This window comes from Streptomyces sp. NPDC127190, assembly GCF_042672505.1.
Lineage (GTDB): Bacteria > Actinomycetota > Actinomycetes > Streptomycetales > Streptomycetaceae > Streptomyces.
Genome location: NZ_JBHXVE010000014.1, coordinates 77,779 through 84,974, shown reverse-complemented (window position 1 = coordinate 84,974; position 7,196 = coordinate 77,779). Strand labels below are relative to the sequence as shown.

The following is a 7,196-nucleotide window of genomic DNA, read 5'->3' as shown; positions in this document are numbered from 1 at the left end:
GGCCGACGGTGTTCTGGAGGCGCTTGTCGGCTTCCTGGATCTGGGTCTGGAGGAGGGCGAGGTTGCGGTCGACCTCGGCCTTGGCGGACGCGGGGATCGCGGGGAGCCGGGAGGCGACGTCGGGGCAGCTGATCGTGCCGGGGCTCGCGAGGGTGCGGGCGTTCACCGCGCCGCCGCTCTGACCGGGCGTCCCGGCGAGGGCCGTACCGGCGATCACCGCCCCGGACAACAGGACGGCGGCAGCGCCTCCGATGACCGCCACGCGACGCTTGTCGTACTTCGGAAGAGCCCTGGACATACGGGTGCCTCACTTGGGTCGGGAGTGTCGTCGTCGGACGAACGCGGCGCCTGCGCTCGGCGGGAAGTACGAGAAAGCGGTTGCCGATGTTCAAGCCCGCTCGTTCCCTCTGGGGGGACCCCCCGGAGATTGACGAATCATGCAGACCTCTGCATACTCATGCATGCCAACGGTCGTCCATCACATCCCCTAGGAGCAGAGCAAGTGAGCAGCAACAGCGGTGACGTACGGCTCTGGGGCGCCCGTTTCGCCGACGGTCCTGCCGAGGCCCTGGCGAAGCTGTCCGCGTCCGTCCACTTCGACTGGCGGCTCGCGCCGTACGACATCGCCGGTTCCCGCGCCCACGCGCGCGTGCTGCACAAGGCCGGACTCCTCAGCGCGGACGAGCTGGAGCGGATGATCGCCGGCCTCGACCAGCTGGAGGCCGACGTCGCGTCCGGGGAGTTCACGGGCACCCTCGCCGACGAGGACGTGCACACCGCCCTGGAGCGCGGCCTGCTGGAGCGCCTCGGCCCCGAGCTGGGTGGCAAGCTGCGCGCGGGCCGGTCGCGGAACGACCAGGTGGCCACCCTGTTCCGGATGTACCTCCGGGACCACGCCCGTACGATCGCCGGTCTGATCGCCGACCTCCAGGACGCGCTGATCGGCCTGGCCGAGGCCCACCCGGACGTCGCGATGCCCGGCCGCACCCACCTCCAGCACGCCCAGCCGGTGCTCTTCGCCCACCACATCCTCGCCCATGTCCACCCCCTGGCCCGGGACGCCGAGCGGCTGCGCCAGTGGGACGAGCGCACCGCCGTCTCCCCCTACGGCTCCGGCGCCCTGGCCGGCTCCTCCCTCGGCCTGGACCCGGAGGCGGTCGCGCAGGACCTCGGCTTCGAGCACGGCAGCGTGGGCAACTCCATCGACGGCACGGCCTCCCGTGACTTCGTCGCCGAGTTCCTCTTCATCACCGCGATGATCGGCGTCAACCTCTCCCGGATCGCCGAGGAGATCATCATCTGGAACACGAAGGAGTTCTCCTTCGTGACCCTGCACGACGCCTTCTCCACCGGCTCGTCGATCATGCCGCAGAAGAAGAACCCGGACATCGCCGAGCTGGCGCGCGGCAAGTCCGGCCGTCTCATCGGCAACCTGACCGGGCTCCTGGCCACCCTCAAGGCCATGCCGCTCGCCTACAACCGCGACCTCCAGGAGGACAAGGAGCCGGTCTTCGACGCCTGCGACCAGCTGGAGCTGCTGCTGCCCGCCCTCACCGGCATGATGGCCACCCTCACGATCCACCGCGAGCGCATGGAGGAGCTGGCCCCGGCCGGCTTCTCGCTCGCCACGGACATCGCCGAGTGGCTGGTCAAGCAGGGCGTGCCGTTCCGGGTCGCGCACGAGGTGGCCGGCGAGTGCGTCAAGGTCGCCGAGGCCGAGGGCAAGGAGCTGGACGAGCTCACGGACGAGCAGTTCGCGAAGATCTCCCCGCACCTCACCCCGGAGGTCCGCTCCGTCCTCAACGTCCCGGGCGCCCTCGCCTCCCGGAGCGGACGCGGCGGTACGGCACCGAGCGCGGTCGCCGTCCAGCTGGCGGAGGCCAAGGCGGACGTGGCGGCCCAGCACGCATGGGCCGAGGCCAAGCGGCAGGGCTGAGTCCGCCGCCCCCGAAAAGGGCACGGGGAGCCGTGACCGGCCGCCGCACCACGCGGTCGCCGGACCGGCGCACACCCCGGGCCGTAGGGCGATCACAACAGGGCGTCGCGGGTTACGTTGGTCGGAAGTCCCACCGGAGCCGACCGAACGGAGCCCGCGATGCCCTTCGCCCGTCTCGCGCACGCCACGACCCCGACCTGCCACATCGGCCTCGGTCTGGCCGCCGTCGGCCGCCCCGGTTACATCAACCTCGGCCGCGACGAGGACCTCGGCGGGAACCGCAGCGTCGACGCCCTCCGGGACCGCACCCACGACCTCCTCGACGCCGCCTACGCCCAGGGTGTGCGCTACATCGACGTCGCCCGTTCCTACGGCCGCTCCGAGGAGTTCCTCGCCGACTGGCTGAACGCCCGCCCCGACATCGACGACGTGGTCGTCGGCAGCAAGTGGGGCTACACCTACACCGCCGGCTGGTCCACCGACGCCGCACAGCACGAGGTCAAGGACCACACCGTGGCGACCTACGAGCGGCAGCGCGCGGAGACCGAGGCCCTGCTCGGCGACCGGCTCGACCTGTACCAGATCCACTCGGTGACCCCGGACAGCCCGGCTCTCACCGACAAGGACCTGCACGCGAAGCTCGCCGAGGCCGCCGCCCAGGGCCTCACCATCGGCTTCTCCACCAGCGGCCCCGCCCAGGCGGACGCGATCCGCGCCGCCCTCGCCGTCACGGTGGAGGGCGAGCCCCTCTTCCGTACCGTCCAGTCCACCTACAACGTGCTGGAGACCTCGGCCGCTCCCGCGCTCGCCGAGGCCCACGACGCCGGGCTCACCGTGATCGTCAAGGAGGGCATGGCCAACGGCCGGCTCGCCGCGCCGCACGCCCCGGACGTCCTGAAGGCCGTCGCCGAGGAGACCGAGCTGGGCTGTGACGCCGTGGCCCTCGCCTGGATCCTGCGCCAGCCGTGGGCCGGGGTGATCCTCTCCGGCGCGGCCACCGTCACCCAGCTGGGCTCCAACCTGCACGCCCCTGCCGTGGATCTCGACGCCGACCAGCTGACCCGGCTCGCCACACTGGCCGAGGACCCGCGCGCCTACTGGGAGCGGCGCGCGCAGCTGCCCTGGCACTGATCACCCGCGCGCTCCGGCCGCCAGGTCGGTGATGCACTCATGCCTGATGTGAGACAAAGATGTCTCATGTGGGTTACTCTTGTCTCATGGCCCTGGATCGTGACCATGTGCTGCGCAGCGCAGCCGCCCTGCTGACCCGTAAATCCACCGCGACCATGGACGAGGTCGCCAAGGCCGCCGGGATCAGCCGGGCCACGCTGCACCGCCACTTCGCCGGGCGCGACGCGCTCGTCCGGGCGCTGGAGGCGCTCGGCATCGCGGAGTGCGAGGCGGCGCTGGACGCGGCCCGCCTGGACGACGGCCCGGCGGGCGAGGCCGTGCACCGCCTGGTCCGGGCGATCGAACCGGCGGCCGGTCTGCTCGCCTTCCTCTACACCGAGAACCAGCTCTTCGAGGGCGAGGAGCAGAACCAGGGCTGGGCCCGCATCGACGAGCGCCTCACGGCCCTGTTCCGGCGCGGCCAGGAGAGCGGCGAGTTCCGTATCGACCTCACCCCGGCCTGGCTCACCGAGGCGCTGTACGGCCTGCTGGCCTCCGGCGCCTGGGCGGTGGCCGAGGGCCGGGTGGCCGCCAAGGACTTCAGCTACATGATCGTCGAGCTGCTGCTCGGCGGCGCACGGCGCACGCACGCGTGACGCGGCGACGCACGCCGGAAGAGACCCGCGTGCGACGCACAAGAAGAGACGCGCAAGAAGAGAGGAATCATGACCAGCACCTTGCAGCCGGCGCGCGCGACGGAGGCGGAGAGGCGTCCGGGCCGCTGGCTCGCCCTGTCCGTCCTCGTCCTGGCCGTGCTGCTGGTGGCCGTCGATGCCACCGTCCTCGGCCTGGCGACCCCTTACATCAGCGAAGACCTCAACCCCTCCGGCACCCAGCTGCTGTGGATCGGCGACGTCTACTCCTTCGTCATCGCCGGTCTGCTGGTCTCCATGGGCAGCCTCGGCGACCGCATCGGCCGCAAGCGGATCCTGCTCGTCGGCGCCACGGCGTTCGGCGCGGTCTCCGTCCTCAACGCCTATGCGACGACACCCGAACTGATGATCCTGGCGCGGGCGCTGCTCGGTGTCGCGGGCGCGACCCTGATGCCCGCCACCCTCGCCCTGATCCGCAACATCTTCCACGACCCGCACGAGCGCAGCCTGGCCGTCGGCATCTGGGGCGCGACCGCCTCGGCCGGCACGGCCGTCGGCCCGATCGCGGGTGGCTTCCTCCTCGAACACTTCTGGTGGGGCTCGGTCTTCCTGATCAACCTGCCGGTGATGGCGGTCCTGGTCCTGGTCGGCATCCGCACGCTCCCCGAGTCCCGCAACCCGAACCCGGGCCCCTGGGACCTGGCCGGCGTCCTGCTGTCCCTGGTCGGTGTGATCGCCCTGGTGTACGCGGTCAAGGAGGCCGCGACCCACGGGTTCACCTGGGCCGTGCTCGGCGCGGCGCTGCTCGGTGCGGCGGCGCTCTACGGCTTCGTCCACCGCCAGCTCACCCGGCCGGCCCCGCTGCTGGACATGCGGCTGTTCAGGAACCGAGGGTTCAGCGGTGCGGTGCTGGCCGACCTGCTGACCGTGCTCGGCATGTCCGGGCTGGTGTTCTTCCTCTCCCAGTATCTGCAACTCGTCCAGGGCAGGCACCCGTTCGAGGCCGGCCTTGCCGAACTGCCCGCCGCCGTCGGCGCGGTGGCGGCCGGCCTGGTCGCCGGCCGCGCGGCCCGGCGCTGCTCGGTCCGCGCGGTCGTCAGTGCGGGCCTGGCGGCCGTCGGTGCCGCCCTCGCCGCGCTGACGACCCTCGGGCAGTCCACCGGCTACCCGGTGCTGGGCGCCGCCCTGCTCGTGGTGGGCGTCGGCGCGGGCTTCTCCTTCACGGTCACCGCCGATGTCATCCTCTCCAGCGTGCCCAAGGAGCAGGCGGGCGCCGCATCCGCGGTCTCCGAGACGGCCTACGAACTCGGTGCGGCCCTGGGCATCGCCCTGCTGGGCTCCGTCGTCACCGGCGTCTACCGCGACTTCACGGGCCCGGCCGGCACCCCGGCGGCGGCCCATGAGTCACTGGGCGCCGCGGTGCAGGCGGCGGACCACCTGCCCCCGCAGGCCGCGGCGTCGCTGCTGACCGCGGCCCGCGACTCCTTCGTCCACGGCCTCCACCTGGCCTCGGGCCTCGGAGCGGCGGTGCTGCTCGCCACGGCGGCGGTGTCCTGGTTCCTGCTGAAGGGCCAGAAGCTGGAGAACGCGGGGGAGTGACCCGCCCCGGGGGCGCGGGCGGCCACGGCTCACCCGCGCCCGCAGGACGACCGCGCACCGGCCCTCACCGCTGGTAACCCAGCACCGTCATCATCCCGCTCTCCGAGTGGTACTGGTTGTGGCAGTGCAGCATCCACAGCCCGGGATTGTCGGCGTCGAACTCGACCACCAGCTTGCGGTGCGGCAGCACGATCGCGGTGTCCTTCCGCGTCCCCACCGCGTTCTCCCCGGTGAGCGCGAACGTGTGGCCGTGCAGGTGCAGCGGGTGCCACATGCCGGTCGCGTTGATGAGCGACAGCCGTACCCGCTCACCGGCGCGGACCGGGTGCCGCCGGCGCACGGAGTAGGACTGGTGGTCGAACCCCCAGTCGTACTTCGCCATGCTGCCGGTGACCTTGATCCGCAGCTCCCGGTCGGGCTTGCGGTCGTCCAGCGCCACCGCGTCGTCCGGCACCAGGCGCCGCGCCGGGACGGTCTTGCCGTCCAGCTCGTCCGGGCGGACATCGGCGGCGGGCAGGCTTCTCCCCTTGTCGGTACGGAGCACGGCAAGGGCCTGTCCCTGCTTGCCCTCCGCGAGCGCCACCAGCGGGAACACCCCGTCCTGGGCGGTGACCAGGACGTCGTACCGCTCCGCCATGCCGACCAGCAGCGCGTCGGTCCTCTTGTGCGCCACGGGATAGCCGTCGGTGTGGGTGACGGTCATGGTGTGGTCGCCCAGCGCCACGCGGAACGCGGTGTCGGAACCGGCGTTGATGATGCGCAGCCGGATCCGGTCGCCGGGCCGGCAGCGGAACACCGAGGGGCTGCCGGGCAGCCGCCCGTTGGCCAGGTAGTACGGGTAGTCGACGCTGCCGCCGTCCCCGTGCAGCATGCGGCTGTGGGAGCCGCGCAGCACCCGCGAGGGACCTCCGGACGGCCCGGAGTGCGACGGGCTCGCGCTCGCCGGGCGACCGGGACCCTGGCTGCCGTGGCCGGGGCCCATCGCCATGCCCCCCGCCTGCGCGGACTCGCCGCCCGGCCGGAGCTGGCCGAGGACCTGCTCGGGGGTGGAGCCGGCCACGCCGTCGAGCCAGTCGTCCAGGACGACGACCCACTCCTTGTCGTAGGAGAGGGGCTCCCGGGGATCGTCCACGATGAGCGGCGCGTACAGGGCGCGGTCGGCCTGGAGGCCCTGGTGGGAGTGGAGCAGATAGGTGCCCGGGTGGGCGACGGTGAAGCGGTAGCCGAAGTCCGTCCCGGCCGGGATGGCGTCCTGGGTCAGCCCCGGGGTGCCGTCCATGTCGCAGCGCAGCCGCACCCCGTGGGAGTGCAGCGTGGTGGCGGCGGGCAGCCGGTTGGCGAGGCCGAGGTCGAGGACGTCGCCGGCGGTGACGCGGACCAGGGGCCCCGGGACGGTCTCGTTGTAGGCCCAGGTGCGCACGGTGCGGCCGCCCAGGTCCACCGTGGCCGCGGCGGCGGTGAACCGGACCCGGCGCACGCGGCCCGAGCCGCGCCGCCGCTCGGCGGCGAGTACCTCCGGATCCGACGGATTGACGTACCCCTTGGGCCCCGGGGGCACGAACGCCCCCAGGGCGCCGGTGTGTCCGGGACCGGGGCGGGGTGCGGAGCCGGAATCGGTGCAGGCCGCCAGGAGCCCCGCGCCGGCAGCCGCGATCGGGGTACGGAGCAGGGTACGCCGGGAAGGTTTGTACATATCTGAATAAGACATGTTGTGTGGTCATATGGCCGGTAACTGCCGCCGATCCGGCGCTGTGTCGGGGCCAGATTCCACCGGCAGGCGGACCCAAGCGGAAGGGGGGGGGGGCGCCGGCGCGGGCGGGCGCCCGCGCGCGCCCCGGGGGGGGGTCTGGCTCGCGCCCGCTCTGGGGCGGGGGGTGGGTGTGTCGAGGGGGGGGGAA

At 72.7% G+C, this 7,196-nt stretch carries 6 protein-coding genes; 4 read left to right on the top strand and 2 right to left on the bottom strand.

Translation table 11 applies throughout. From position 1 onward, the window contains the following. Positions 1-298: hypothetical protein (locus ACFVIU_RS22000; protein WP_385844453.1), on the bottom strand; the 298-nt coding region annotated here is incomplete at its 3' end. Positions 299-502: 204 nt separating this feature from the next. Here ACFVIU_RS22000 and argH point away from each other — a divergent pair. The 4 genes from argH (at position 503) to ACFVIU_RS21980 (ending at position 5,298) form a co-directional block, all read left to right on the top strand. Beyond that, entirely contained in the window at positions 503-1,936 is a 1,434-nt protein-coding gene (argH, locus tag ACFVIU_RS21995; protein WP_385844452.1) for an argininosuccinate lyase, read from the top strand. Between the two features lie 159 nt (positions 1,937-2,095). Then, positions 2,096-3,067, top strand: a complete 972-nt coding sequence (locus tag ACFVIU_RS21990; RefSeq protein ID WP_385844450.1) for an aldo/keto reductase — start codon at positions 2,096-2,098, stop codon at positions 3,065-3,067. A gap of 86 nt (positions 3,068-3,153) precedes the next feature. Then, positions 3,154-3,702: a TetR/AcrR family transcriptional regulator gene (locus ACFVIU_RS21985; protein ID WP_385844449.1), complete on the top strand. Its 549-nt coding sequence runs from the start codon at positions 3,154-3,156 to the stop codon at positions 3,700-3,702. Positions 3,703-3,771: 69 nt separating this feature from the next. Next, positions 3,772-5,298, top strand: a complete 1,527-nt coding sequence (locus ACFVIU_RS21980) for an MFS transporter (protein ID WP_385844447.1) — start codon at positions 3,772-3,774, stop codon at positions 5,296-5,298. A gap of 64 nt (positions 5,299-5,362) precedes the next feature. On the opposite strand, the gene ACFVIU_RS21975 is transcribed toward ACFVIU_RS21980, so the two are convergent. Beyond that, positions 5,363-6,991: a multicopper oxidase family protein gene (locus tag ACFVIU_RS21975; protein ID WP_385844446.1), complete on the bottom strand. Its 1,629-nt coding sequence runs from the start codon at positions 6,989-6,991 to the stop codon at positions 5,363-5,365. Positions 6,992-7,196 lie beyond the last annotated feature (205 nt).